Raw genomic sequence first — 25,838 nt, 5'->3', positions numbered from 1 at the left:
ATACCTATGAAAACCAAAATCTATCTCATAATACTACTCCTCTTTTTTGCCGGCGGAATGGTTCAGGCTCAGGTAACTGATTCCCTGAATTATAAGTTCAGCCTAAAAGAGGCCATAGATTATGCGCTAAACCACCAATCGGCCGTGCTAAACGCACAGATTGATGAAGAAATAGCTAAAAATGATGTTAAAAAAACGGTGGGTACCGGCTTGCCGCAGGTCTCCACTACTTTTAACTTTCAGGATTACCTTAAAGTGCCAACAAGCTTGCTTCCGGGCGAGTTCTTTGGTCAGCCCGGCACACAAATTCCGGTTAAGTTCGGTGTAAAGTATAATTCTTCGGCAGGAATAGAGCTGAATCAGCTCCTTTTCGATGGAACTTATATTGTAGGCCTGCAGGCTTCAAAAACCTATAAGGAGCTGTCTGTCAGAACCAGCACAAGAACTAAAATTGAAACCGTGGTTGCCGTTACAAAAGCCTACTATTCGGTATTGGTCAATAAGGAACAGTTAACCCTTATCGATGCCAATTTGGTACAGCTCACCAAATCCTTTAATGATACCGAGGCGATGTTTAAAAACGGTTTTGCAGAAAAAATTGATGCCGACCGGCTGTTGGTGTTAAAGAATAACCTCGAAACGGAACGCGAAAATGCTACCCGCTCACTATCTATCAATATCGATCTGCTTAAGTTTCAGATGGGCATGCCGGTAACGGCTGCACTTGAGCCTGTCGACAAGATCAGTGACGTGCGCGCGCAACCCGTTTCGACTGCAGTGGCCGATACCTCTGCCTACAAGGCAAGAATTGAGTATTCCCTTTTAGAAACGCAGAAAAAGTTAAACCTGCTTGATGTGAAAAGGTACAAAAGTACTTTCCTGCCTACGCTAAAAGGTTTTGCAAGTGCTACCAAAAGTTTTCAGTCCGATAACTTCTCAAACCTGTACGACCAAAACTACCCTACATCGGTAATTGGCCTTACCCTTTCATGGAACCTGATCAACGGAGGTCAGCGGATTTATCAGTTGCGTAACGCCAAGCTTGTGGTAAAGCAAACCGAAAATCAGATGCAGGACCTCAAAAATGGAATCGTGAATGAAATCTCCACCACTCAAAAGCTGTACGCCAATAGCCAGCGCTCATTGGAAAATCAGGAAAGGAATTTAAAGCTTGCCGAAGAAATCCTCAGGGTTACCCGAATCAAATATGAACAGGGAATAGGTTCCAGTCTGGAAGTTACCACTGCCGAGACTTCTCAAAAGGAAGCGCAAAACAACTACATCACTGCTTTATATAACCTGCTCATCAATAAAGTGGATCTGGATAAAGCCACAGGAAAAATTAACTATTAATCAAGCAACATAAACTCATGAAAACAATATATAGCATCGCATTAGTTCTCTTTCTGGCTTCCTGCGGATCATCAGAAAAACCTAAGGACAAAAAAGCAGAGCTTGAACAACTCAAAAAAGACCGTACCGCTCTTAACGGAAAAATTGAACAGATCGAGAAAGAACTTGGTCAGAATAAAAGTCAGGCAGATACTAAAGATGTAACTGCTACTGAACTTAAGGAAACCGAATTCAGGAACTTCGTTGAGGTTCAGGGCAAGGTGGATGCGGAAGACAATGTGGAGGTCACTCCCGAATCCCCTGGTTCAGTAACTGCAATTTATGTTAAAGTCGGACAAAGCGTGAGCCGCGGTCAGGTACTCGCACAGATTGATGATAAAGTACTACGCCAAAATATCGCACAATTACAAACACAGCTGGATCTGGCCACTACCGTTTTCAACCGTCAGAAAAACCTTTGGGATCAAAAAATTGGTACCGAGGTTCAATACCTTACCGAAAAAAGCAAGAAAGAGGGCCTCCAAAAACAATTGTCGGGCTTGCAATCTCAGGCCGCAATGAATAAGATCAAAAGTCCTGTTTCGGGTACTGTTGATGCCATGGAGCTTAAGTTAGGGCAATCCGTCGCGCCGGGAACACCTACAGGCATCCGGGTGGTTAATGCAAGCCGACTAAAAGTGAAAGCCCTTGTTTCAGAAAACTATGCCGCCAGGGTAAACCAGGGAGATGAGGTTGAGGTATCTTTGCCCGATGTGCCAGAGAACCTGCATACTAAAATCTCATTTGCCGCCAAAGTTATTGATCCGATATCAAGAGGCTTTAATGTAGAGGTTAAGCTGCCTTCCAGTAAAAAGTACCGTCCAAATATGCTGGCCATTCTTAAAATTATAGATTATAAAAATGATAAGGCACTAACGGTACCGGTCAATGCCATCCAAAAGTCCGAAGCTGGTGAATATGTTTTTATAGCTATAAACGGCAAAGCCAAAAAAACAGATATCAAAACAGGAAAAATATCCAATAGCCAGGCAGAGGTCTTAACCGGATTAAAATCCGGCGATAAAGTGATTACCACAGGATTCCAGGATCTGAACGATGGCGATTCCGTAAAACTATAAATAAAGATTCATGATAATCTTACGATCATATGAAAGACGTCAATAAAGAATTCGGTCCATCCAGTTGGGCTATAGATAACCGCACAGCGATATATGTGTTTACATGTATCCTGATTCTGGCGGGGTATTTTTCCTACAACAGTTTGCCAAAAGAGAATTTTCCGGAAGTTGTCATTCCTAAAATATTCGTGCAAACCATATATCCGGGAACTTCACCTGCAAATATGGAGAACCTGATTACAAAGCAGCTCGAAAAGGAAATAAGGGGTACGCTTGGGTTAAAAAAGATCACCTCCAACTCCTTTCAGGATTTCTCATTTATTACCGCAGAATTTAATACCGGGGTCGATATCAAAGATGCAAAACAGCGGGTTAAGGATGCCGTTGATAAAGCAAAAACTGACCTGCCTTCAGATTTACCCGATGATCCGGTAATTATGGATATCAACCTCTCAGACCTCCCCATTATGTACATCAACATTTCCGGAGATTATGACCTGAAAAAACTAAAAGAGTATGCCGATGATATTGAAGATAGGGTAGAGGGACTGAAAGAAATCGCCGGGGTAGATATTGTGGGTGCCCTTGAGCCAGAGATCCAGATCAATGTAGATCTCCGTAAAATGGAGTCGGCGCAAATCTCATTTGACGATATCGGAAATTCAGTAAAGGCCGAAAACCTGACCATATCAGGAGGTTCAGTGAAAATGGATGGCATGCAGCGTACCTTAAATGTGAAAAAGGAGTTCGTAAATGCCGAGGAATTAGGCAATATGATTGTCAAGTCACAGGCAGGAGGCTCGGTTTACTTAAAGGATATTGCCGAAGTAAAAGATTCATTTAAAGAGCAAAACAGCTATGCACGCTTATACGGAAAAAATGTAATTACGCTAAATGTACGCAAGCGCAGCGGCGAAAACCTAATTGAGGCGTCTGACAAGATCAATGCCATGCTAAAGGAAATGAAGGGCACTTTACTGCCTTCTAAACTGGATATTACCATTACCGGTGATCAATCTGATCAGACCAGGATTACCCTGCATGACCTGATCAATACCATCATCATCGGTTTTATCTTAGTTACCCTGATCCTGATGTTCTTTATGGGCGTCACAAATGCGCTGTTTGTTGCCCTGTCCGTCCCGTTGTCCATGTTCATTGCCTTTCTCTCCATGCCCGTTCTCGGGGGGGTGTTCGATTTTAATTTCACCATGAACATGATGGTGCTGTTCTCCTTCCTGCTCGGACTGGGTATTGTGGTGGATGATGCCATTGTGGTGGTAGAGAATACACACCGGATTTTTGATAACGGAAGGGTTCCTATTGTGCAGGCTGCTAAAACGGCCACTGGCGAGGTTTTTATGCCCGTATTATCCGGAACTTTAACCACCCTTGCACCGTTCTTCCCGTTGCTATTCTGGCCCGGAATCATTGGTGAGTTCATGTATTTCCTTCCGGTTACGCTTATTGTAACGCTTTCTGCCTCATTGGTGGTGGCATACATTATTAACCCGGTTTTTGCAGTCGACTTTATGAAACCGCATGATGATCATGAAGATCAGAAACCAAGGTTTGACAGAAAAGTAAAACGGACAATGGTTGTATTTGCAGTCATGGCCTTATTGGGCTACCTCATCAATATCGGATTCGGTAACTTTATCATATTGCTTGCCTTGTTATACCTGCTAAACCACTTCTTCTTAACAGGGGTGATCAAGAAATTCCAGACGGTAGTGTGGCCAAAAGCAATAAATAAATATCATAGTTTACTTACCTGGGCACTTAAACGTCCGCGTACCATGATCTGGAGTACAGTGGGCTTGTTTTTCTTTACCATGATTCTGGTAAACATTGTGCCGCCAAGGGTAGTGTTTTTCCCTACTGCCGACCCGAACTTTGTGTATGTCTATATTGAATTGCCGGTAGGTACAGATCAGGCGTATACCAACAAAATAGTCGAAAAGGTTGAGCAGCGGGTAGAAAAGGTAGTCGGCCAAAAGAATCCCGATGTATCTTCAATAATCTCCAATGTCACTGTAGGGGTAACCGACCCGCAAGGCGAAGACCAGGGCGAGTATACCAACAAGGGGAAGGTTACAGTAGCCTTTGTGGCCTATGGCAAAAGAACAGGAGAGCGCACCGTAAATTACCTCGGCAAGATCCGTGAAGCGGTAAAAGGGATTCCTGGAGCACAAATTTCGGTAGCCCAGGAACAAGGGGGGCCACCAACGGCCAAACCAATCAGTATAGAAATTACGGGCGATGACCTGGATTCCATTGCGGTGACTTCCGATCGCTTAAAAAAATACCTGGATAGCAGGCAAATTGCCGGGGTAGAAGAGCTTAAATCTGATTTTCAAAATAACAAGCCCGAAATTATTTTTGATATCGATCGGGAACGGGCCAATCGCGAAGGGATCTCAACCGGTCAGGTTGGCATGGCATTGCGTACGGCACTTTATGGTAAGGAAGTTTCTAAATACAGGGACATTAATGAAGACTATGAGATCAATGTTCGGGCAAGAGAAGATCAAAGGAACAACCTGGAAGCCTTACGAAACATGAAAGTGACCTACCGTGATATGGCAATGAACGGTGTTATTAGGCAAGTGCCTATATCATCTTTCGCAAATATAGATTATATCAATACTTATGGTGGTATCAAACGCAAGCAGCAAAAAAGAATCATAATTCTTTCCTCAAATGTGCTTTCAGAATACAATGCGAACGAGGTTGTGGCAAATATTCAGCGGGAGATAAATGAATTTAAAGCACCTGCTGGAATTGAAATAAAAATGGCCGGTGAGCAGGAAGAGCAAATGGAAACAGCTGCGTTTTTAGGCACAGCCTTAGTCAGCGCTTTGTTTATTATCCTCATTATCCTGGTACTGCAGTTTAATTCCATTAGTAAGCCGATTGTTATTTTAAGTGAGATCCTGTTTAGCATTATTGGGGTATTACTGGGCGTTACCATCTTCGGAATGGAGTTGTCTATTGTAATGACGGGACTGGGAATTGTCGCCCTGGCGGGAATTGTAGTCCGGAATGGGATCCTGCTGGTCGAATTTGCCGACCTGATGGTTAGTCAGGGCATGGAAGTAAGAGAGGCCGTTATCGAAGCAGGCCGTACCCGGATGACCCCGGTATTACTTACCGCTACCGCAACTATGCTTGGCCTCATTCCGCTGGCAGTAGGTTTGAACCTTGACTTCGTGACTTTATTTACTGAGTTTAACCCACACCTTTATTTTGGAGGTGATAACGTAGCGTTCTGGGGCCCACTATCATGGACCATTATCTTCGGTTTGAGTTTTGCCACTTTCTTAACCCTGGTATTGGTTCCATGTATGTATTTAGTTGCCGATAGAAATTCTAAGAAAATAAAACAATGGTTTAAAAAGTAACATGCGTTCTTCTTAAAGCGGCCGCCATAAGGCGGTCGCTCTTTGCCTGCATCCCCTGCTAAAGAAGGCGCCGTCATCTCTGACGATAGGAGAAATCCCGTGATTATCCTCTCTCCATTCTAAGTTCCCAAGAAAGATTATTAACCCAGTGTCCTGTGAACCCCATGCCTATTGTCCTAAAACGGGGAATAAAGGAGAAAAAGTTGCCTCAGTATTAACCTTGTTTTTCGTTAAATGATCAGAAATGAGGTCATATTTAACAATGGCCGATTTTTTGCCTTTTTATTTGTAATAAGTTTGTGAAGTAATTTTTAATAATCGATTTTACATACCTTTGCGGGATTTTATTAAAAAGCTAAATTAATTTCTCTAATACATGAGCTATCAGGATTATAAGTGTAGGAAGTGCAATACAGATTTTCATTATCAGGTTCCACGCGGATTTGTGTTAAAACATTTGCTGGGATTTCTTCCTATACGAATTTACTGGTGCCCAAAATGTACTACAAATCGATATGTGTGGGTAGGCGATAAAGCTGAGGCTAAATAGCAGCCACTTAAAATACCTAATTATGGGTATTGCTTGCTTAAGCGTTTTCCTTTTCCTTTGAGTAAATCTTCTGAATTTTCGATTCAGTTAAGATACCTGGATTTAATTAGATTATCATGGGAAGTCGAGTTGTAGGCAAGTGGGTTGTCGCAAATGCGGTCGAAATAGACTATATTGATGGGGCTGAAGTATTCAGAACAGATATGTTTGCGATCCCTGGTGCTTATCTTGAATTTAAGGAAGGAGAAAAAGGAAGTATATATGACGGCGAGGGCGATGTTGATGCTTTTACTTATACTGCCACAAAAGAAAACCTGGTCTTAAAATATATCGATGGTGATGATGTCACTATTTATCATATAAAGGAATTAACCGATTCCACGCTTTCTGTATATGAAGAGCATATTGAAACCCAGAAAGGGATCGTACATAAAGAAGTCGTCGAACTTAACCTAATGAAATAGTTTTCCTAAAACTAACGCTCATGAAAACACTCAGCAAATTAATACTACTTATTTTATTATCAGCAAGTTTTATGGCTTGTGAAAAAAACAGCGATGGTCCCTCAAATGAGAACCCGGGTCCCGTTAAGGGTCCTGTAATCGGTAATGGAGATGCAGTGGATAATACACTACATATGGCCTTCAAAACACCTGATTGGGAACGAAAGATCGACTGTACTCATCTCGATCTGGATCCTATCAGCTTAAACGATTCCACATCATATGTATCAGCAACATCGGCCTCTACAAATGAAACATTTTACTTTTCATTTCCCCGTGATAGCTCGGTTATGGTAAGGTCTTCCAATATTAAAAAGTATGGGATCACAAGAGTTGGGGCCAATAAAAAGCCCTTTGAGTTTTCACAAACACTTCCAATAATTGCCAACTCAACCACAAAATTAGTAAGTCTGTCCGGTTCCAGCTCCGATTCTTATAACGAGGTTTTAGAGATCAAGTATATAGGTGTTAAAGGCAATTATGCTCAATTTCAAATAAAATGCCGTTACAGCATGAGTATGGGTGAAACCCTTAACGAAAGTAGCAAGAGGTTGGTAACGGGGACTTTCCATTTTAAAGTTAAAACAAAACGAATATAGCGCTCTGAGATTTAACAGTTAATAATCGTAAAGCAGTCCTGGCATACCGGGGCTGCTTTCGTTTATAAAAGCGGAAACACTATATTTACATCAAATTACATACATGAATATTTTACATCCATCTATAACAGATATAAAGCAACTGGGAAAAGATATGCATCAGAAATACATAAGCGCTGATCCTTTCCCCAGTATTGTATTGGACAATTTTTTTAACGAGGAGTTTTTAGGTAAAGTGGCTGATGAATTTCCTGACTTGTCTAAACAAAAGGATGTAAAGAAATATGATAACCATAATGAAAAGAAGCTGGAAGCTTTAGGCGAGAAACACTTCAGTGAATCAGCCCGTTTGCTGGCTCATTTTTTAAATTCACAGCCAATATTGGAATTTTTGCAGGAGCTTACGGGGATTAAGGAAACTTTACTACCGGATCCTTATTTTTTGGGCGGCGGCTATCATGAAATAAAATCAGGTGGTTTGCTAAAAGTGCATGCTGATTTCAATAAGCATGAATTAGCTTTGCTGGATCGTCGCATTAACTTGTTGGTTTATCTTAATAAGGACTGGGATGAAAGCTACGGCGGACATTTTGAACTATGGGATCGTGATATGAAGGAGGCGCGCACAAAGGTACTGCCTATTTTTAATCGGGTAGCTATATTTTCAACCACCGATTTTTCATACCATGGCCATCCTAATGCGCTAGCATGCCCGCCAGACAGGAGTCGAAAATCTCTGGCATTATATTATTATAGTAATGGCCGACCAAAAAGCGAGGTAAACCACAAACCGCATGGAACGCTGTTTGTAAACCGATCCGGAACGAAAAATGATGTTACCAAAGAACCTATCACCTTGCGCAGCGTATTATATGATTTAACACCACCAATATTAATCAGGCTGGCTAAGAAAGTCATTCGATCAAATTAAGTATATATGAAAAAACCTTTACTATTAGCCCTATTCTTGCTAACTACTGTTACTGCATTTTCACAAATGAATGGCGACTATAATTATAGTATTGCCATCAGAGGATATAGTATGGTTGAGATGCCTAAAGTATTTAATGAAACCAGCTCTGATAAGTTTACAGATGCTTATTTTAACGGAGTGATGGTTAAATTTAACGACAACCAGTTTAGCTATCGTTTAAACGGAACCTATTATAATAAATCCAAAAAGTTTTTCAATGAGTGTGAAACCTGTCAGGAAGCCGATGGCAAGCTGCTCGACTACTCCTTTAAATTAGGATTTGAAAAGAACCTTAATTATTCACGGATTCAACCCTATGTCGGATTTGATTTGGGCTATCGTTATAACAGGTTTAAGGGTAGTTTACAGAATAGAAACCAATTGAGAGACGTGAGTGCAGATGCCGTAGGCCAGGAGATTGAATCCACTAAGCACGGAATTATGGTATCCCCGGTTGTAGGGTTTAAAATCAACCCAATACCTCAGATTTCTATTTTCGCCGAAGGCACTCTGGATCTTCTGTACTCTTTCGAGAAGCAGAAAACGATTTTGCAGGATATTAATAATACCCGAACAGTCAATAACGACCGGACAACCGAATTTCTTTTGAATCCTTTTTCAGTAGGGATTCAAATCCATTTAGGCAGCAACAAATAGCTTTCTACTTCATATATGCCTTTATTTGGAGTTTACCTATTGTTAACAAATCAAATAATTCCGTATGTTTGCGTGAATAAATTGAACACACTTATCAAATGAAACTGCATGAGCTTACCGCTCAAATCTAACTTAAACAAGTCTCATGCAAACTTCATAACACCTAAAGCGTAAACACACAGATGAAAATTGCCTTAATTACGGGAGTAACGGGACAGGATGGAGCCTATTTAGCTGAATTTTTGTTAAAAAAGGGATACTTTGTACATGGATTGAAAAGAAGATCTTCATCGTTTAATACAGAGCGTATAGATCACCTTTATCAGGATCAACACGAAAATAATGTAAATTTCAAATTGCACTATGGCGATTTAACCGATTCAACCAATTTAATTCGTATCGTTCAGGAAACCCAACCCGATGAGATTTATAACCTGGCTGCAATGAGCCATGTTAAGGTGAGTTTTGAAACACCAGAATATACCGCAAATGCCGATGGAATCGGAACACTTAGGTTATTAGAAGCTGTTCGGATTTTGGGTCTTACCAAAAAAACTAAAGTTTATCAGGCTTCTACGTCCGAATTATACGGATTGGTTCAGGCTGTCCCTCAAAGCGAAACAACCCCTTTCTATCCACGCTCACCCTATGCGGCAGCAAAAATGTATGCTTACTGGATTACGGTTAACTACAGAGAGGCCTATGATATGTTTGCCTGCAACGGCATTTTGTTTAATCACGAAAGTCCGGTTAGGGGCGAAACCTTCGTTACCCGTAAAATCACTCGTGCGGCATGTAAAATAGCATTGGGCCTTCAGAGCTGCCTTTACCTTGGCAACCTCTCGGCACAACGTGATTGGGGTCACGCAAAAGACTACATCGAAGCCATGTGGTTAATTCTGCAACAGGAAAAGCCAGAAGATTACGTAATCGCTACAGGCGTTACTACTACGGTAAGAGATTTTGTTAAAATGAGCTTTGCCGAGTTGGGAATTGAAATCGAGTTCAGCGGAAAAGACCAATACGAGAGGGGTGTAATTATTGATGTTGATCAGGATTTAATTGTTCAACTAGGATTAAATGACGAGTATTTAAAACCGGGTACCATTGTGGTACAGGTTGATGAAAAGTACTTCAGACCAACAGAAGTTGATCTTTTATTGGGCGATCCAACAAAAGCCAATACCAAACTGGATTGGAAACCTAAGTATGATCTTCCGCTATTAGTAAAAGACATGGTTCATTCCGATCTGCATTTGATGAAAAAGGATGAGTACTTAAAGCAAGGCGGCTTTAAAACATTAAATTATTTCGAATAAGCTATTTCATACACGATCAATTACCTATGAAGTTTAAAAATATACTTACCGCATTACTTTTCTTCTTTGCCATTATTCTTTCTCAATCGGCATTTTCGCAAACCAATTATGCGGACGTAAAAGTTGATGACTTAACGGATACACAGATCCGACAATTAATGCAAAGAGCGGAATCGGTAGGATATAATGATGCTCAGCTGGAGCAAATGGCTGCGGCTCAGGGCATGAATGCCACTGAAATTCAGAAACTCCGTTTAAGAGTAGAAAAGATCAGGAAACAGGAAGGTGGCCAAAGTAATGATAAATCGGACGGCAACGGTTCCAATAAAAATCAGCAAAATGGAAATGAGCTGGACAGAACCAGAGGGTTTGATAAGCAAAACGTAAGAGATACCACTAAAAATAACAATAAAACAGATTCAAGCGGCAATCTGAAAACTAAAAAGGCTTTGGAAGAGGAAAAGCTTGAGGAAATGAAAAAGCTTTTCGAAGGCCTTAAGCCTAAAATATTTGGTGAAGACCTGTTTAAAAACGAGAACCTTACTTTTGAGCCAAACCTTCGTATGGCCACTCCTAAAAGCTATGTTGTTGGTCCTGATGACGAATTGCTAATCGATTTAAGTGGAGACAACGAAGCCAACTATAAACTTAAGGTAAGTCCTGATGGCACCATCCGTTTACAATACGTAGGATTGATATCGGTAGGTGGGTTAACTATTGAGCAGGCCACTTCAAAGATCCGTTCAAGCATGGCAAGTACTTACCCAAGTTTAAGGTCTGGCAGAACTAGTGTCTCCGTAACTTTGGGCAATATCAGAAGCATCAAAGTAACCGTAATAGGAGAGGTAGTTAAACCAGGGTCATACACCGTTCCTTCGCTGTTTACCGTATTTAATGCCTTATATGAATCAGGAGGGCCGAACAGGAATGGGTCTTTCCGTAAAATACAGGTGGTTAGGAACAATAAAGTGGTATCTACTATAGATGTTTATGATTTTCTGTTAAACGGAATCCAGCTAAACAATATCCGCTTGCAGGATCAGGATGTGATCAATGTGCCGGTGTATCAAACAAGGGTTGAAATGGCCGGAGAGGTTAAACGCCCGGCATTGTACGAGGCGCTAAATACAGAAACTTTAGAAGATATGGTTCGTTTTGCAGGTGGTTTCTCTAACGATGCTTATACTGCGCAGATTAAAGTACTTCAAAAAACTAATAAAGAACGTAAGATCACGGATGTACCGGCTGATGATTATAATAAATACAATCCATTAAACGGCGATAAATATGTGGTCGAGGCTATTCTGGATCGTTTCGAAAACAGGGTAGAGATTTCAGGGGCTGTTTTCCGTCCGGGGCAGTTTGAGCTTGACGAGAACCTGACTTTAAAACAATTGATTGATAAGGCTGATGGCTTAAAGGAAGACGCATTTTTAAACAGGGGATACATCTCAAGGTTAAATGCAGACAACAGCTTATCACTTTTATCATTCGATGTGGCCAAAGTATTGGCCGGAACCGAAGCAGATATTAAGCTGCAGAGAGAAGATAAAGTAACCATCTCTTCAATATTCGATTTAAGAGAAGAATATAAAGTAACTATTCAGGGAGAGGTTAGAGAACCTGGTACTTTTGAATATGGAGATAACATGAACCTGGAATCATTGATCCAAATGGCTGGAGGCTTTAAGGAAGGCGCTACGCCAAATCGTATTGAGATATCGAGAAGGATCAAAAATAGCGATGCAACATCGGCATCTGCACAAACTGCAGAGGTGTTTACGGTTAATGTAGACCAGAATCTAAAAATTCAGGAGAGAGATTTTACTTTAAAACCATTTGATATAGTTTCCATCCGGAGTTCTGAGAGTTATCAGGTACAGAGACAAGTAAAAGTAGAGGGAGAAGTTCTTTATCCTGGAACTTATACCATTACTAAAAAGGACGAGCGAATATCAGATATTATGAAAAGAGCGGGTGGCTTAAGTCCTTTGGCTTATGTAGAGGGGGCGTCTTTAAAACGTACCGGTGGTGCAGAGGCGCGGGCTATAGATAGTCTGGAGAGAAGAAAGGAAGAGAAGGAAAAGCTGATGAACTTGCAACGCTTGAAGCAGTCTGGAGCTAAGGACACAACCACATTTGAAAAAGACATACAGGTGCTGCGTAGTGATCTGGTAGGTATTGATTTAGTGAGAATCCTAAAAAAGCCACTGTCTAGAAATGATTTGATTGTAGAGGATGGAGATGTAATACGTGTTCCTAAGGAATTGCAAACAGTAAGAGTAACTGGAGAGGTTTTAAAACCAAACAGCATTGTTTACATTAAAGGGAGAACCTTTAAAGGATACGTGGATGGAGCAGGTGGTTTCAGCTATAATGCGTATAAAAAGGGAGCATACATCGTGTATTCAAATGGCTCCGTTGCTGCGGCTAAGAGGTTCTTATTTTTTAATAATTATCCTCAGGTTAAGCCAGGTGCAGAGATTTTTGTGCCAAAACGTGCTGAGAGAGAAAAAATGAACGTTCAGGCTTGGATAGGAATTAGTACAGCTTTTGCTTCTTTGGCGGCTATTGTTGTTAGTTTATTGAGATAAAATTGATGAAAGAAAATTTACCAAATAACCTAAAAAGTCAAGATATTTCATTAGGGGATATCGTTCTGAAATTAAAGTCTTGGTACCAATATCTGTTATCAAAATGGAGAACTATTTTATTGTTCTTCTTAATCGGAGGAGTTATGGGATTTTTATTAACCTATTTTAAAAAGCCTGTATATACTGCAACAACGACATTTGTTCTGGAAGAAGGGGGGGCGGAAAATGGAGGAGGGCAGTATGCAGCACTCGCATCTTTGGCCGGCATTAATCTTGGTGGAGGCGGAGGTGGAATATTTCAAGTAGGAAATATTGTTGAACTGTATAAATCTAGAAAAATGATTGAATCAACTCTACTGACGGAAGTTGATTACGAAGGAAAAAAAAAGTCGCTAATAGATATTTATATCGATTTCAATAGTCCTGACAAAAGCACAAATAGTAATGCTTTCGACAATGATAGTTTTAAATCAAAAGATGTTTTAAATCCTATAATTCATTCGCGTTCTCAAGACAGTATTTTAGGTAGGGTTGTAAATGACATCAATAATAATTATTTGAAGGTATTTAAACCTGAAGAGGGCTCTAGTATAATAAGAGTCGACATACGATCTCAGAATGAATTTTTCGCAAAAACGTTCAATGATGAAATCGTAAAAAATGTTAGTGATTTCTATTTAAAGACAAAAACAAAAAAATCTCTGGATAATGTGATGATTCTACAAAAGAAGACGGATTCAATAAGGGCAGTGATGAATGGAGCAATATATACTGCTGCGATGGTTTCAGATGCAACGCCTAACTTGAACCCAACAAGACAAATGCAACGTGCGGTACCCGTACAGAAATCACAATTCAATGCAGAAGCTAACAAGGCAATTTTGAGCGAACTTGTAAAAAATTTAGAACTATCAAAGATGAATCTTCTTAGAGAGACTCCTTTGCTACAAATAGTTGACCATCCTGTGTTTCCTCTGAATAGCTACAGTTTTGGAAGAGTTAAGTCCTTTATTCTTGGGGGTATAATAGCAGGATTTATTACGTGTATTGTGTTAATAATGAGACGACTTTTTAATAACATCTCTAGATAGATTAATAATATGAATGTATTAAGCTTAATTGGTCGCAAAGAAGAGTTATTTCATGATGATATCAATAGACTCAATGAAGAATTAAAAGTAATAATTGCATCATCCAGATTTTTGGTGATTGGAGGTGCTGGGTCTATAGGGCAAGCTGTTGTCAAGGAGATTTTTAAGCGTAACCCCAAAAAGCTCCATGTTGTTGACATTAGTGAAAACAATATGGTTGAATTAGTACGGGACGTCAGAAGTTCCTTCGGTTATATAGAAGGGGACTTTCAAACATTTGCTTTAGATATTGGGTCTATTGAATATGATAAGTTCATAGAATCGGATGGCTATTATGATTATGTTTTAAATTTATCTGCATTAAAGCATGTCAGAAGTGAAAAAGATCCATATACTTTGATGCGAATGATTGAGGTAAATATTTTTAATACTGAGAAAACAATAAATCAATCAATTTCTAAAGGGGTTAAAAAATATTTTTGCGTATCGACAGATAAGGCCGCAAATCCCGTAAATATGATGGGCGCATCTAAACGTATCATGGAGATGTTTCTCATGGAAAAAAGTCAAGAGATAGATATTTCTACAGCCCGTTTTGCAAATGTTGCTTTTTCTGATGGATCGTTACTTCATGGTTTTAATCAACGTATTCAAAAAAAACAGCCTATAGTTGCCCCAAATGATATTAAAAGATATTTTGTGATACCAAAAGAATCAGGGGAACTTTGTTTAATCTCATGCATTTTTGGGAATAATCGAGATGTTTTTTTTCCAAAATTAAGCGAAGGACTTCACTTGATGACTTTTGCCGATATAGCAATAAAGTATCTCGAAGAGTTGGGATACAAAGCATCCCCATGTGTAAGTGAAGAAGAGGCTAGAAATCTCATGAAGTCTTTGCCTTCAGAAAAGATTTGGCCATGTTTATTTACCCAAAGCGACACTACAGGAGAAAAGGATTTTGAGGAGTTTTATACGAGTGAAGAAATCCTAGATATGGATAGGTTTGAAAATCTGGGAGTAATCAAAAATGAACTTAATTTCGATAATTCTAAACTTCAGTTTTTCAAAGATTCGATAATTAACATTAAGGCACAAAATAGGTGGAATAAACAGGATATTGTGCAATTATTTCATTACATGATCCCTGGATTTGAACATAAGGAGACAGGAAAGTACTTAGACGCGAAAATGTAGATTTTATGATTGAAACAGAATCTTTTAGACAAGTTTGTAACTTTGTTAAGTCACAGTATCCGAATAAGGAATTTATTCCCTTGCATGCTCCTGTTTTTAATGGCAATGAAAAGGCCTATTTAATTGACGCCATTGATTCAACTTTTGTCTCCTCGGTAGGAGAATATGTTAATCAATTTGAAAGAATGATGTGTTCAATTACTGGTGCTGAATATGCCGTAGCGATCGTTAACGGAACCAATGCTTTACATATGGCATTGATTCTTGCTGGAGTTATCGATGATGATGAGGTTATTTCCCAAAGCCTTACTTTTATCGCTACTTGTAATGCAATAAGTTATTGTAGAGCAAATCCGGTTTTTGTAGATGTTGATAGAGATACAATGGGCCTTTCTCCTGATGCACTTGAAAAATTCCTAATTGAGTATGCGGAAATACGAGATGACGGGTTTACGTATAATAAATTAAGTAATAGAAGGATAAAGGCATGTGTTCCAATGCATACATTTGGATTTCCTTGTAGAATCGATAAAATCTCTACAATCTGTGATACATGGAATATAGCATTAGTTGAGGATTCTGCTGAATCTTTAGGAAGTTATTATCAAGGTAAACATACAGGAGTTACAGGAAAAGTAGGTGTATTTAGTTTTAATGGTAATAAAACAGTAACATGTGGAGGAGGAGGTGCATTAGTAACAAATGACCCAGAATTTGCTAAAAGAGCTAAGCACTTAACCACTCAAGCGAAAGTGCCTCATAAATGGGCCTTTGTTCACGATGAAATTGGCTATAACTATAGGATGCCGAATTTGAATGCTGCGCTTGCTTGCGCTCAATTGGAACAATTAAATGTTTTTGTAGAAAACAAGAGGGAATTAGCCTCAATTTATAAGAGTTACTTTCAAGATCAACAAATTGCCTTTGTAACCGAGAATGAGGGTGCAAAAGCTAACTATTGGCTAAACTGTATATTATTTGCTGACGCTGACGAGAGAGATTCATTCTTGGAGTATTCGAATGAAAATGGAGTAATGACAAGGCCGGTTTGGGAATTGATGCATAGATTGCCAATGTTTATAAATGCACAAAAGGGGGATCTGAACAATAGCGAATGGCTTGCAGATCGTTTGGTGAATATTCCTAGTAGCGTTAGATGAAAAAAGAAGCAGTAGTTATTGGCTATTCTGGCCACGCTTACGTTGTTGCTGATCTTTTATTGAAAAATAAGATTAGTCTTGCCGGCTATTGTGAAAAACAAAAGAAAACGGCAAATCCTTTTAATGTAGATTACCTTGGAGATGAGTCAAATAGCGAAGTTGTTGAAGAACTGAAGTCATTCAATGTCTATCTGGGAATTGGAGATAATAAGGTGAGAGATAGACTTTATCAGTATTTAAGAAATAATGATATAAGCTTACCTTTGCTGAAACATCCTAAGGCCATTGTATCTAAATATAGTGAAATTGGAACTGCAAGTGTTGTAATGGCTGGAGCCATTATAAATGCCATTTCTAAAATAGGTAAAGGTGTTATTTTAAATACAAGTTGTATCGTTGAACATGAGTGTTTAATTGGCGATTTTGCACATATTGGACCTGGTGCTGTATTGGCTGGAAATGTTAATGTCGGCGATTTTACGTTTATTGGTGCAAATTCGGTAATTAAACAAAATATAAGAATTGGTAAAAATGTTATTGTTGGAGCGGGTTCTGTCATTGTGAAAAATATACCTGATAACGTTACAGTGTATGGAAACCCTGCAAGGATTAAATAAATATGAGGACGTTAATAATAGCAGAAGCCGGAGTAAATCATAATGGTGACATTAATATAGCAAAGAAGCTTATTGATGCTGCGACGGCCGCAGGTGCTGATTATGTTAAGTTTCAAACCTTTAAAGCGACAAAACTTGTAAGTAGGGTTGCTGTTAAGGCTGATTATCAAAATCAAAATACAGGAGATTCTGCTGAATCACAGTTTGAAATGCTCAAGAAGCTTGAGTTGTCTGAACAAGATCATATCGAATTAATTGATTACTGCGCTATAAAAGGGATTAAATTTCTTTCAACGGCTTTTGACCTTGATAGTCTTAACTTTTTAAAAAAAATTGGTATTCGTTTATTCAAAATTCCTTCAGGAGAGATAACTAATCTTCCATACATCGAGTTAGTATCGAAACTTGCTGACGAATTGATTATCTCTACAGGAATGTGTACTATGGAAGAAATTAAGGATACAGTAACTGTAATAAGAAATCTGACCGACATTAAAGTTACTATTCTTCATTGTAACACAGAATATCCAACTCCATACGAGGATGTTAACCTTTTGGCTATGCTTGAAATTGGAAAAGCATTTAATGTGGAAATAGGCTATTCAGATCACACTCTAGGCATCGAAATACCTATCGCAGCTGTGGCTTTAGGGGCGAAGATAATAGAAAAGCACTTTACTTTAGATCGAGCACTACCGGGCCCAGATCATGCAGCTTCTCTCGAGCCGGAAGAATTAAGACAAATGGTTTCTTCAATTAGAAATGTTGAAATTGCATTAGGCTCCGAGATCAAAGAACCAAGTCCTTCAGAAATTAAAAATAGAGCCATAGCCAGAAAAAGTATTCATCTGGCAAAAAATAAGGTTAAAGGGGATATTATAACGGCAGAAGACTTAGATATGATAAGACCTGGAGATGGAATATCGCCGATGATAATGTACAATGTAATTGGGAAATCAATTGTACATAATTTACCAGCCGGGCATAAGCTCTCTTTAAATGACCTAAGCATATGAGAATTGCTATATTAACAAGTTCAAGAGCAGATTGGGGCATTTATTTGCCTTTAGCAAAGGCATTAAAATCAGATAAGTATTTCGATCTGAAGATTATTAGTTTTGGAACACATCTTTCTGATTTCTATGGGAAAACCATAAATGAAATCATAAACAATGGATTTAAAGTAGATTTTACAATTGAATCCATTTTGGCAACAGATTCTCCTTCTTCCATTTCAACAGCTATGGGGTTAACAATGATTAAGTTTGGCGATTTCTGGAAAGAATATTGTCAGTATTTTGATCTTGTTTTTTGTATAGGAGACCGATTTGAAATGTTTGCTGCTGTAAGCGCCGGGATTCCATTCAATATAAAATTTGCACACCTTCATGGGGGAGAAACTACTTTAGGGGCAATAGATAATATTTTTAGACATTCCATAAGTTTAGCCTCAAAGATTCATTTTACATCAACTGAATCCCATGCCCAATATGTATCGAAGTTAATTGGAACTAATGACGGAATTTACAATGTGGGGGCGATCAGTCTTGATAACTTAAAACAACTTGAACTTCTTTCAATTGAGGAATTTAAAGATAAATGGGGAGTCGACCTCTTAAACAAAACCATACTCGTTACTTTTCACCCAGAAACAGTTGACCTTGATTCTAATCGGCAGAATGTTTCTAATCTTATTGCTGCAATTGATTCGCTAAGTGAATATCAGTTTATTATAACAATGCCTAATGCAGATACTGCCGGGAATTTAATCAGAACTGCTTTTAAACATGCATTCGATGGGTCAAAAAATGTATTTCTAATTGAAAATCTCGGATCTCAAAGCTATTTTTCAGCGCTTAAGTATGTATCATTTCTTTTAGGAAATACTTCCAGTGGAATTATTGAGGCTGCATCATTCAACAAGTATGTAATAAACCTGGGAAAAAGGCAGTTAGGTAGAACATCGGGAGCTAACGTTATTCATACTCAAATACAGACTTCTGAAATTTTAAGGGCCGTATCTGAGATTGAACAAAAGGAAATTCTTATGATGCAAAATATATATTACAATGGCGGTGCTACAAATAAGATTTTAGATGCCTTGAAAAAAGAATTGAGTTATGATTAGTTATAAGGAACATATTGTAAATCAAAGTGAAATCGCACGTCATGCATTGAGGATTTTAGATCAATTGTCAGATAGTGTTAGCCGAACCCTTTTTGTTGTTAATAACGAAAATCAAATCGTCGGATCTATTACAGATGGCGATATAAGGCGAGGACTTTTAAATGATGCGGAAATTTCTCAGGAAATAAAGGCATTTATGAATATAAATTTCAAATTTCTACGCCATGACCATGATAATGTTGATCTCATCAAGGAATATAGAAAAGCAGACATCATGCTTATTCCTATTGTTGACAATGAGTTTAAAATTGTACAAATTATCGATTTAAGGAAAACCAGGACTTTACTCCCAATAACTGCGTTGATTATGGCAGGTGGAAAAGGAGAGCGGTTAAGGCCTTTTACCAACGATATACCGAAACCAATGTTGAAAGTGGGTGAGAAACCCATATTAGAGCACAATATTGACCGTTTGATTTCCTTCGGAGTGTCCGATATTTTCATTAGTGTTAAATATTTGAAAGAACAAATTATTAAATATTTTGGAGATGGTTCCGAAAAAGGGGTTAGAATACATTATATCGAAGAGAACGAACCTTTAGGGACTTTGGGAGCACTTTCGTTAATCGATAGCATTGATCATGAAGATATTCTTGTAATGAATTCGGACCTTCTAACTAACATTGATTTTGAAGATTTTTATAATTTTTATAAATCAGAGGGGGCAGACATGGCTCTAGCCAGTATTCCTTATGTTGTGAATATTCCTTACGCAGTCTTACAGACCCAAAATCATAGTGTGTCATCGTTTGCTGAGAAACCCTCTTATACTTATTATTCAAATGGCGGAATCTATTTACTCAAGTATACTTTAAAGGAATATGTCACAAAAGGAGTCTTTTTTAATGCTACTGATTTAATGGACAGGATTATCGAAAGCAAAGAAAAGATTTTGGTTCATTATCCGCTTTTGGGTTATTGGCTTGATATTGGGAAACAACAAGATTTTATAAAAGCACAGGAAGACATTAAACATATATCTTTTAGCTGATGGAAATACTAATAACTATTTGTGCAAGAGGGGGATCCAAAGGGATTCCTGGTAAAAATATCAAGTTGTTGAATGGTATCCCATTGATCGCTTATACCATTCAGATTGCAAAAAGATTTGCTGAAAAACATACTGCAGTGATAGGCATTTCAACTGATGATCTTGAAATAAAACGTGTTGCAGAAGAATCGGGTATCTCAACTGATTATCTTCGACCAGTTCATTTAGCGACGGATCGGGCCGGTAAAATTGATACAATAGTAGATGTAATGCATTATTATGAGACTAAATTTGATAAAACTTTTGACTATGTTTTAGATTTAGATGTGACCTCACCTCTTAGAACACTTGAAGATCTTGAGCACGCATTTGAACAATTAAAATTGGATACTCAAGCTATGAATCTTTTTTCAGTTAATCATGCAGCAAGAAATCCATATTTTAATATGGTTGAAAAAAAAGATTCAGGATACTATGGTCTTGTAAAGAATGAAGAGGTTGTCCTCAGTAGACAGACTGCTCCACAGGTTTACGATTTAAATGCCTCTTTTTATTTTTATAAAAGCGAGTTTTTTAAGAAAGATTACAAAACTGTATTTACTGAAAAGACATTAATTTATTTAACGCCTCATCTTTGCTTTGACCTTGATCATTTAATTGATTTTGAATTCCTGGATTTTTTATTGTCTGAGAATAAATTAGAATTTCAGATATGGATGTAGTAATAATTGGATTGGGCTCTATCTCTACCAAGCATATTTTTGCATTGAGATCACTGGATTATGAGGTTAACATAAAGGCTTTAAGATCATCTCGGAATGCAGGGAATGTTGATGGTATAACCAATATTTATGATTTTAAGGACATAGGCCAACCAGATTTTGTTATTATTTCAAACCCCACTTATTTACATTATAATACAATAAGAGAGGTTGCTGAGCAAAGGATTCCAATGTTCATTGAAAAACCGGTAGTTCATACACTTGAGAATATCGCTCATCTACAACAAATGATTGAGCCGAATAGTATTTTTACATATGTAGCATGTAATTTAAGGTTTCATCCTTGTATCCAATTTCTTAAATCATATCTTAATAATTCAAATGAAAGAATTAATGAGGTAAATATATATTGTGGTTCATTTCTTCCGGATTGGAGGAAAGGTAAAAACTATCGTGATATTTATAGTGCGAATTTGAATATGGGAGGAGGGGTACATCTGGATTTATTTCATGAAATGGATCTTGCATGTTGGTTATTTGGTCTCCCATCTTTTTATAGAAGTAACACGACAAACCTATCAAGCTTAAAAATTGATGCACCGGATTATGCAAACTATCTTCTCAGCTTTTCTGATTTTAATGTCTCTATTTTATTAAACTATTATAGAAGAAAACCAAAACGTACTATTGAGATACTGTTCGAAAATACCACATGGACGGTGGATTTAATCAGAAACAATATTCTAACGGATGAAGGGGAGATTATTTTTAATAATGAAGGATATGATTTGATCAACAGCTATGTTGATCAAATGAGTTATTTTGTTTCACATTTAAAAGATGATACTTTACCGATGAATACATTTAGTGAATCTATAGAAATTTTAAAAATTACGCTGTCAAATGAATAGATTGAAAGATAAAATAGTTTTAATTACAGGAGGAAATGGCTTGTTGGGGGGTGAAATTATCAGTAAAATTGAGAGTGAGGGGGCTTTTTGCATTAATGTTGATATTAATCACGATTCTAATTCCGAGTTGTCAAAAATAAAATGCGATATCACTGATACTAACTCAATTGATGAGTGTATCGCGATGGTAATCGCTAAATACGGACAGATAGATGGCTTGGTCAACAATGCATATCCAAGAACGACTGATTGGGGTGATAGATTTGAGGACATCGCTTTCTCCTCATGGCAAAATAATGTTGACTGGCAATTAAATAGCTATTTTTATTTTACGCAAAAAGTTGTAAAATATATGGCTGAGAGAAAATCAGGCTGTATAATTAACATGGCTTCTGTTTATGGGATTGTGGGTCCAGATTTTAATGTTTATGAAGGAACGGCAATGACTATGCCTGCAGCTTATTCCGCAATAAAGGGGGGGCTGATAAATTTGACCAGATATTTAGCGTCTTATTTGGGTGAAAAAAATATAAGAGTAAATACAGTTTCTCCAGGGGGTATATTTGACAATCAAAATCCTATTTTTGTTGAAAATTATAATAAGAAAGTTCCAATGCGAAGAATGGGGCTACCCGACGACGTTTCTCCATTAGTAGTTTTCCTTCTATCTGAAGAAGCTAAGTATATAACTGGACAGAATATCGCGGTGGATGGGGGATGGACTTCTATTTGATGTAAGAAATAAATAAAGAATGAGTAAAAAAACAATTTTTTGGTGCAAGAATTGCCTAAACATGTCCACAAGACCAAGAATAACTTTTGATTCAAGGGGATGGTGTAATGCCTGTCAATGGATGGAAGAGAAACAAGTGATGGATTGGACATCCAGGGATAAGGAATTAGAAGAATTGCTGGCTAAGCATAAATCCAAGACTGGAAATTTTGATTGTATTGTTCCTGTAAGTGGGGGGAAAGATGGATCATACGTGGCTTATACGTTGAAACACAAATATGGAATGAATCCTCTTGCCATAACTGTTAGGCCTGCTTTGTCTCTACAAATAGGTGATCAAAATCTAAGTAACTTTATTCATTCCGGATATAATCATATTCACCTAACTCCAAATCCAAAGGTTTTAGATAGGCTTAATAAATATGGATTTATTGAAAAGGGATTTCCTTATTATGGTTGGTTGATAGCAATAATGACCGCGGTGATTAAAACCGCTACAAATTTTAAGATCCCGTTATTGGTTTATGGTGAAGATGGAGAAATTGAATATGGTGGGTCTACGGAGAGTAAAAACAAGCCGTTGTATGATATTAACTATATGAAACGTGTCTATCTGGAGGGCGGTCATGATAAAGTATTTGAAAGAATAATGAAAGATGGAGATATCTCAGAGGCTGATTTGTCATTTTTCCGCTTTCCGACAGACGATGAGATTTCAGAGGTAGGATTATCATTTACTCATTGGTCTTATTTTGAGCCTTGGGATTCTTATAGAAATTATGTAGTTGCTAAAGAGCATTGTGGTTTAATCGAAAAAGATGAGGGAAACCTTGATACCTTTACAAATTTTTCACAAAATGATCAGGCACTATATGCATTGCATGCGTACTTAATGTATCTTAAATTTGGTTTTGGTAGAGCTACCCAGGATGCAGGAATTGAAATACGCAGAGGGTCAATGACAAGAGATCAGGCATTGAATTTGGTTAAAATGTACGATAATGCCTATCCTTATGATCTTATTGATACTTATCTTAAGTATTACAATATGAGCAAGGAAGAATTTGACGCTGTGTTAGACAATTATGCGAATAAAGAACTTTTTGAGAAAATTGATGGCGTTTGGCAACCCAAGTTCAGCCCTGGAGAAGATTTTTCAATATGAGACTAGTTATCGTTGATTATGGAATGGGCAATATCAGATCAATAATTAGTTCTTTAAACTATATTGGAGTGAGTGATGTAGCTGTTTCTTCAAATTACGACATCCTAAAAGCTTCAGATAAATTAATTTTACCTGGAGTTGGCTCATTTGGTAAAGCAATGAATAGGATCAAGGAACGAAATCTGGATGCATATTTACATGAGTTTGTAATTGATTACAAAAAACCAATATTGGGCATTTGTTTAGGGATGCAGCTAATGGGGAAATCAAGTAACGAGGATGGCGATAACGATGGACTAGGATTTGTTGAAAATAGTGTAAGAAAGTTCGAGACCACAACATTTAAAATTCCTCATGTTGGATTTAACCAGGTAATGGTTACCGAAGACTCCAGACTATACTCAGGGTTAAATGCTAATCCTGATTTCTATTTTACTCATAGTTATAGAATGATGGGTGAGGCTAATATTAATCCTTCATTCTGTGATTACAGTGAGAAGTTCATTGCAAGTTTTGAAAAAGATAATATTGCCGGTGTTCAATTTCACCCTGAATTAAGCCAGCGGAATGGTTTAAATTTATTAAAGAATTTTATTGATAAATTCTAATGTTAAGAAAAAGAATTATTTTCACGCTGATCTATGATCATGAGTACTTCATGCAGAGCAGAAATTTCAGACTACAGAAGGTCGGTAATTTAACTTGGCTAGAACGCAATTATAAATTTCAAGAAATTGCATTTTCTTTGGATGAATTGATTGTGTTGGACGCAACTAAGGGTAAGAAATCTATTGAGATGTTTGCAACAACAATTAGTAAATTGGTTAATGATGCTTTTATTCCTATAGCTGCAGGTGGAGGAATTCGCTCTGTCGAAGATGCGGAACTTTTATTTCGTAGCGGAGCAGATAAAATTGTACTCAACAGTATTTTACTAGAAGATCCAGTTTTAGTTGAAGTTCTGGTAAAAACATACGGCTCACAAAGCATTGTTGCCTCAGTTGATTATAAACTGAATAATGGTACGGAAGAAGTTTACATTCATGATGGCAGTGTTAAGATAGAAATGGAACTGGAAGGTTATTTGAAATACATTGAATCCTTAAATGTAGGAGAAATCTACTTGAATTCTATTGATAAGGACGGCACTGGATTTGGATACGACTTTATAACCATTAATAATATTAAAGATAAAATAAATTTACCGCTAATAATAGCCGGAGGCGCAGGCAATGAGAAGCACTTGATTGATGGATTAAAGCTTAGCGGGGTAAGTGCAGTTGCTACAGCCAATCTTTTCAACTTTATTGGCGACGGACTTCCAATTGCAAGAAAACACATAATAAATTCGGGTGAAAACATAGCTAATTGGGATGTTAATAACTGAAATTTATCAAAAAATAAGATTTTGCTTTAAAGCTGATCGCATTGGTCCGGATGTTCCTTTTACACATTGGATGCTGCATTATCATAGTATGATGATGAGACTTTGCAGAAAGAAATTTAAAAAATTCGCTGAGTCTTCGCAATTTAGAGCAGGTGCTTATGCCATAGGTTGTTCCCAAATAGAAATAGGAAGCAGGGTTGTTATACGCCCTGGGTGTATGTTATTCGGAGAAACGAATGAGCCCCTTGATGTATCAATTTCGATTGAAGATGATGTTATGATGGGAAGTGGAGTTCAGATATATGTAAATAATCATCGTTTTGATAGAAAAGATATTTCATTGATTGACCAGGGATATTATCCTGATAAACCAGTTGTGTTAAAAAAAGGATGTTGGATTGGCGCAAACTCAATTATCTTGCCCGGTGTGACTATTGGGTGCAATACGGTTATAGGGGCTGGGTCAATAGTAACTAAATCCATTCCAGATTTTGTAGTCGCTGTAGGTAATCCGGCTAAAATCATAGATAGAAATCACTAGATGTTTTTAAGAAAGAGTATTAGGCTAATTATACCAAAAGTATATCGATATGTTTAAAAGCAAAC

General features: G+C 37.8%; 23 protein-coding genes. All 23 read left to right on the top strand.

The window, feature by feature from the left end; all coding sequences use genetic code 11:
- Positions 1-6: 6 nt before the first annotated feature.
- On the top strand, positions 7-1,353 hold the full coding sequence (locus tag HQN86_RS16730) for a TolC family protein (RefSeq protein ID WP_172662076.1): 1,347 nt from the start codon (positions 7-9) through the stop codon (positions 1,351-1,353).
- 17 nt (positions 1,354-1,370) lie between these two features.
- Positions 1,371-2,471: an efflux RND transporter periplasmic adaptor subunit gene (locus HQN86_RS16725; protein ID WP_172662075.1), complete on the top strand. Its 1,101-nt coding sequence runs from the start codon at positions 1,371-1,373 to the stop codon at positions 2,469-2,471.
- A gap of 29 nt (positions 2,472-2,500) precedes the next feature.
- The gene (locus HQN86_RS16720) at positions 2,501-5,875 is read left to right on the top strand and encodes an efflux RND transporter permease subunit (protein ID WP_172662074.1); all 3,375 of its coding nucleotides are present in this window, start codon (positions 2,501-2,503) and stop codon (positions 5,873-5,875) included.
- A gap of 666 nt (positions 5,876-6,541) precedes the next feature.
- Positions 6,542-6,889, top strand: coding sequence for a lipocalin family protein (locus tag HQN86_RS16715; RefSeq protein WP_172662073.1), 348 nt, complete (start codon positions 6,542-6,544; stop codon positions 6,887-6,889).
- A 20-nt stretch (positions 6,890-6,909) separates the two neighbouring features.
- Positions 6,910-7,527, top strand: coding sequence for a hypothetical protein (locus tag HQN86_RS16710; RefSeq protein WP_172662072.1), 618 nt, complete (start codon positions 6,910-6,912; stop codon positions 7,525-7,527).
- Positions 7,528-7,630: 103 nt separating this feature from the next.
- Complete coding sequence (locus tag HQN86_RS16705) at positions 7,631-8,458, top strand: 2OG-Fe(II) oxygenase (protein ID WP_216854437.1); 828 nt, start codon at positions 7,631-7,633, stop codon at positions 8,456-8,458.
- A 6-nt stretch (positions 8,459-8,464) separates the two neighbouring features.
- Complete coding sequence (locus tag HQN86_RS16700; RefSeq protein WP_172662071.1) at positions 8,465-9,157, top strand: hypothetical protein; 693 nt, start codon at positions 8,465-8,467, stop codon at positions 9,155-9,157.
- Positions 9,158-9,339: 182 nt separating this feature from the next.
- A complete protein-coding gene (gene gmd / locus HQN86_RS16695) occupies positions 9,340-10,476 on the top strand; it encodes a GDP-mannose 4,6-dehydratase (protein ID WP_172662070.1) in 1,137 nt (378 codons plus the stop codon).
- Between the two features lie 26 nt (positions 10,477-10,502).
- Entirely contained in the window at positions 10,503-13,070 is a 2,568-nt protein-coding gene (locus HQN86_RS16690) for an SLBB domain-containing protein (RefSeq protein ID WP_172662069.1), read from the top strand.
- 5 nt (positions 13,071-13,075) lie between these two features.
- Positions 13,076-14,161 (top strand): Wzz/FepE/Etk N-terminal domain-containing protein, encoded by a 1,086-nt coding sequence (locus tag HQN86_RS16685; protein WP_172662068.1) that lies wholly within the window; start codon positions 13,076-13,078, stop codon positions 14,159-14,161.
- 9 nt (positions 14,162-14,170) lie between these two features.
- Entirely contained in the window at positions 14,171-15,358 is a 1,188-nt protein-coding gene (locus HQN86_RS16680) for a UDP-N-acetylglucosamine 4,6-dehydratase (RefSeq protein WP_172662067.1), read from the top strand.
- Positions 15,359-15,363: 5 nt separating this feature from the next.
- A complete protein-coding gene (locus tag HQN86_RS16675; RefSeq protein WP_172662066.1) occupies positions 15,364-16,518 on the top strand; it encodes a LegC family aminotransferase in 1,155 nt (384 codons plus the stop codon).
- Positions 16,515-17,135 (top strand): acetyltransferase, encoded by a 621-nt coding sequence (locus HQN86_RS16670; protein ID WP_172662065.1) that lies wholly within the window; start codon positions 16,515-16,517, stop codon positions 17,133-17,135. Before HQN86_RS16675 ends, HQN86_RS16670 begins: the two co-directional genes overlap by 4 nt.
- Before the next feature lie 2 nt (positions 17,136-17,137).
- Positions 17,138-18,151, top strand: coding sequence for an N-acetylneuraminate synthase (gene neuB / locus HQN86_RS16665; RefSeq protein WP_172662064.1), 1,014 nt, complete (start codon positions 17,138-17,140; stop codon positions 18,149-18,151).
- Positions 18,148-19,263: a UDP-N-acetylglucosamine 2-epimerase gene (gene neuC, locus HQN86_RS16660; RefSeq protein WP_172662063.1), complete on the top strand. Its 1,116-nt coding sequence runs from the start codon at positions 18,148-18,150 to the stop codon at positions 19,261-19,263. Before neuB ends, neuC begins: the two co-directional genes overlap by 4 nt.
- Positions 19,256-20,314, top strand: a complete 1,059-nt coding sequence (locus tag HQN86_RS16655; protein WP_172662062.1) for a nucleotidyltransferase family protein — start codon at positions 19,256-19,258, stop codon at positions 20,312-20,314. Before neuC ends, HQN86_RS16655 begins: the two co-directional genes overlap by 8 nt.
- A complete protein-coding gene (locus HQN86_RS16650; RefSeq protein ID WP_172662061.1) occupies positions 20,314-21,036 on the top strand; it encodes an acylneuraminate cytidylyltransferase family protein in 723 nt (240 codons plus the stop codon). The genes HQN86_RS16655 and HQN86_RS16650 overlap by 1 nt, the downstream gene beginning before the upstream one ends.
- Positions 21,027-21,947, top strand: coding sequence for a Gfo/Idh/MocA family protein (locus HQN86_RS16645; RefSeq protein WP_172662060.1), 921 nt, complete (start codon positions 21,027-21,029; stop codon positions 21,945-21,947). The genes HQN86_RS16650 and HQN86_RS16645 overlap by 10 nt, the downstream gene beginning before the upstream one ends.
- The gene (locus HQN86_RS16640; protein ID WP_172662059.1) at positions 21,940-22,680 is read left to right on the top strand and encodes an oxidoreductase; all 741 of its coding nucleotides are present in this window, start codon (positions 21,940-21,942) and stop codon (positions 22,678-22,680) included. Before HQN86_RS16645 ends, HQN86_RS16640 begins: the two co-directional genes overlap by 8 nt.
- A gap of 19 nt (positions 22,681-22,699) precedes the next feature.
- Complete coding sequence (locus tag HQN86_RS16635) at positions 22,700-23,845, top strand: N-acetyl sugar amidotransferase (protein ID WP_172662058.1); 1,146 nt, start codon at positions 22,700-22,702, stop codon at positions 23,843-23,845.
- Positions 23,842-24,453 (top strand): imidazole glycerol phosphate synthase subunit HisH, encoded by a 612-nt coding sequence (hisH, locus tag HQN86_RS16630; protein ID WP_172662057.1) that lies wholly within the window; start codon positions 23,842-23,844, stop codon positions 24,451-24,453. Before HQN86_RS16635 ends, hisH begins: the two co-directional genes overlap by 4 nt.
- The gene (locus tag HQN86_RS16625; protein WP_172662056.1) at positions 24,453-25,232 is read left to right on the top strand and encodes a HisA/HisF-related TIM barrel protein; all 780 of its coding nucleotides are present in this window, start codon (positions 24,453-24,455) and stop codon (positions 25,230-25,232) included. The genes hisH and HQN86_RS16625 overlap by 1 nt, the downstream gene beginning before the upstream one ends.
- Complete coding sequence (locus HQN86_RS27085; protein WP_172662055.1) at positions 25,219-25,773, top strand: acyltransferase; 555 nt, start codon at positions 25,219-25,221, stop codon at positions 25,771-25,773. The genes HQN86_RS16625 and HQN86_RS27085 overlap by 14 nt, the downstream gene beginning before the upstream one ends.
- Positions 25,774-25,838: the final 65 nt, after the last annotated feature.

This window comes from Pedobacter panaciterrae (assembly GCF_013204795.1).
Taxonomy (GTDB): domain Bacteria; phylum Bacteroidota; class Bacteroidia; order Sphingobacteriales; family Sphingobacteriaceae; genus Pedobacter; species Pedobacter panaciterrae.
This window is presented reverse-complemented; position numbering and strand designations above follow the sequence as displayed.

Coding starts and splice junctions, on each gene's coding strand:
- HQN86_RS16730 (WP_172662076.1), top strand. CDS start 7: ATGAAAACCAAAATCTATCTCATAATACTACTCCTCTTTTTTGCCGGC.
- HQN86_RS16725 (WP_172662075.1), top strand. CDS start 1,371: ATGAAAACAATATATAGCATCGCATTAGTTCTCTTTCTGGCTTCCTGC.
- HQN86_RS16720 (WP_172662074.1), top strand. CDS start 2,501: ATGAAAGACGTCAATAAAGAATTCGGTCCATCCAGTTGGGCTATAGAT.
- HQN86_RS16715 (WP_172662073.1), top strand. CDS start 6,542: ATGGGAAGTCGAGTTGTAGGCAAGTGGGTTGTCGCAAATGCGGTCGAA.
- HQN86_RS16710 (WP_172662072.1), top strand. CDS start 6,910: ATGAAAACACTCAGCAAATTAATACTACTTATTTTATTATCAGCAAGT.
- HQN86_RS16705 (WP_216854437.1), top strand. CDS start 7,631: ATGAATATTTTACATCCATCTATAACAGATATAAAGCAACTGGGAAAA.
- HQN86_RS16700 (WP_172662071.1), top strand. CDS start 8,465: ATGAAAAAACCTTTACTATTAGCCCTATTCTTGCTAACTACTGTTACT.
- gmd (WP_172662070.1), top strand. CDS start 9,340: ATGAAAATTGCCTTAATTACGGGAGTAACGGGACAGGATGGAGCCTAT.
- HQN86_RS16690 (WP_172662069.1), top strand. CDS start 10,503: ATGAAGTTTAAAAATATACTTACCGCATTACTTTTCTTCTTTGCCATT.
- HQN86_RS16685 (WP_172662068.1), top strand. CDS start 13,076: ATGAAAGAAAATTTACCAAATAACCTAAAAAGTCAAGATATTTCATTA.
- HQN86_RS16680 (WP_172662067.1), top strand. CDS start 14,171: ATGAATGTATTAAGCTTAATTGGTCGCAAAGAAGAGTTATTTCATGAT.
- HQN86_RS16675 (WP_172662066.1), top strand. CDS start 15,364: ATGATTGAAACAGAATCTTTTAGACAAGTTTGTAACTTTGTTAAGTCA.
- HQN86_RS16670 (WP_172662065.1), top strand. CDS start 16,515: ATGAAAAAAGAAGCAGTAGTTATTGGCTATTCTGGCCACGCTTACGTT.
- neuB (WP_172662064.1), top strand. CDS start 17,138: ATGAGGACGTTAATAATAGCAGAAGCCGGAGTAAATCATAATGGTGAC.
- neuC (WP_172662063.1), top strand. CDS start 18,148: ATGAGAATTGCTATATTAACAAGTTCAAGAGCAGATTGGGGCATTTAT.
- HQN86_RS16655 (WP_172662062.1), top strand. CDS start 19,256: ATGATTAGTTATAAGGAACATATTGTAAATCAAAGTGAAATCGCACGT.
- HQN86_RS16650 (WP_172662061.1), top strand. CDS start 20,314: ATGGAAATACTAATAACTATTTGTGCAAGAGGGGGATCCAAAGGGATT.
- HQN86_RS16645 (WP_172662060.1), top strand. CDS start 21,027: ATGGATGTAGTAATAATTGGATTGGGCTCTATCTCTACCAAGCATATT.
- HQN86_RS16640 (WP_172662059.1), top strand. CDS start 21,940: ATGAATAGATTGAAAGATAAAATAGTTTTAATTACAGGAGGAAATGGC.
- HQN86_RS16635 (WP_172662058.1), top strand. CDS start 22,700: ATGAGTAAAAAAACAATTTTTTGGTGCAAGAATTGCCTAAACATGTCC.
- hisH (WP_172662057.1), top strand. CDS start 23,842: ATGAGACTAGTTATCGTTGATTATGGAATGGGCAATATCAGATCAATA.
- HQN86_RS16625 (WP_172662056.1), top strand. CDS start 24,453: ATGTTAAGAAAAAGAATTATTTTCACGCTGATCTATGATCATGAGTAC.
- HQN86_RS27085 (WP_172662055.1), top strand. CDS start 25,219: ATGTTAATAACTGAAATTTATCAAAAAATAAGATTTTGCTTTAAAGCT.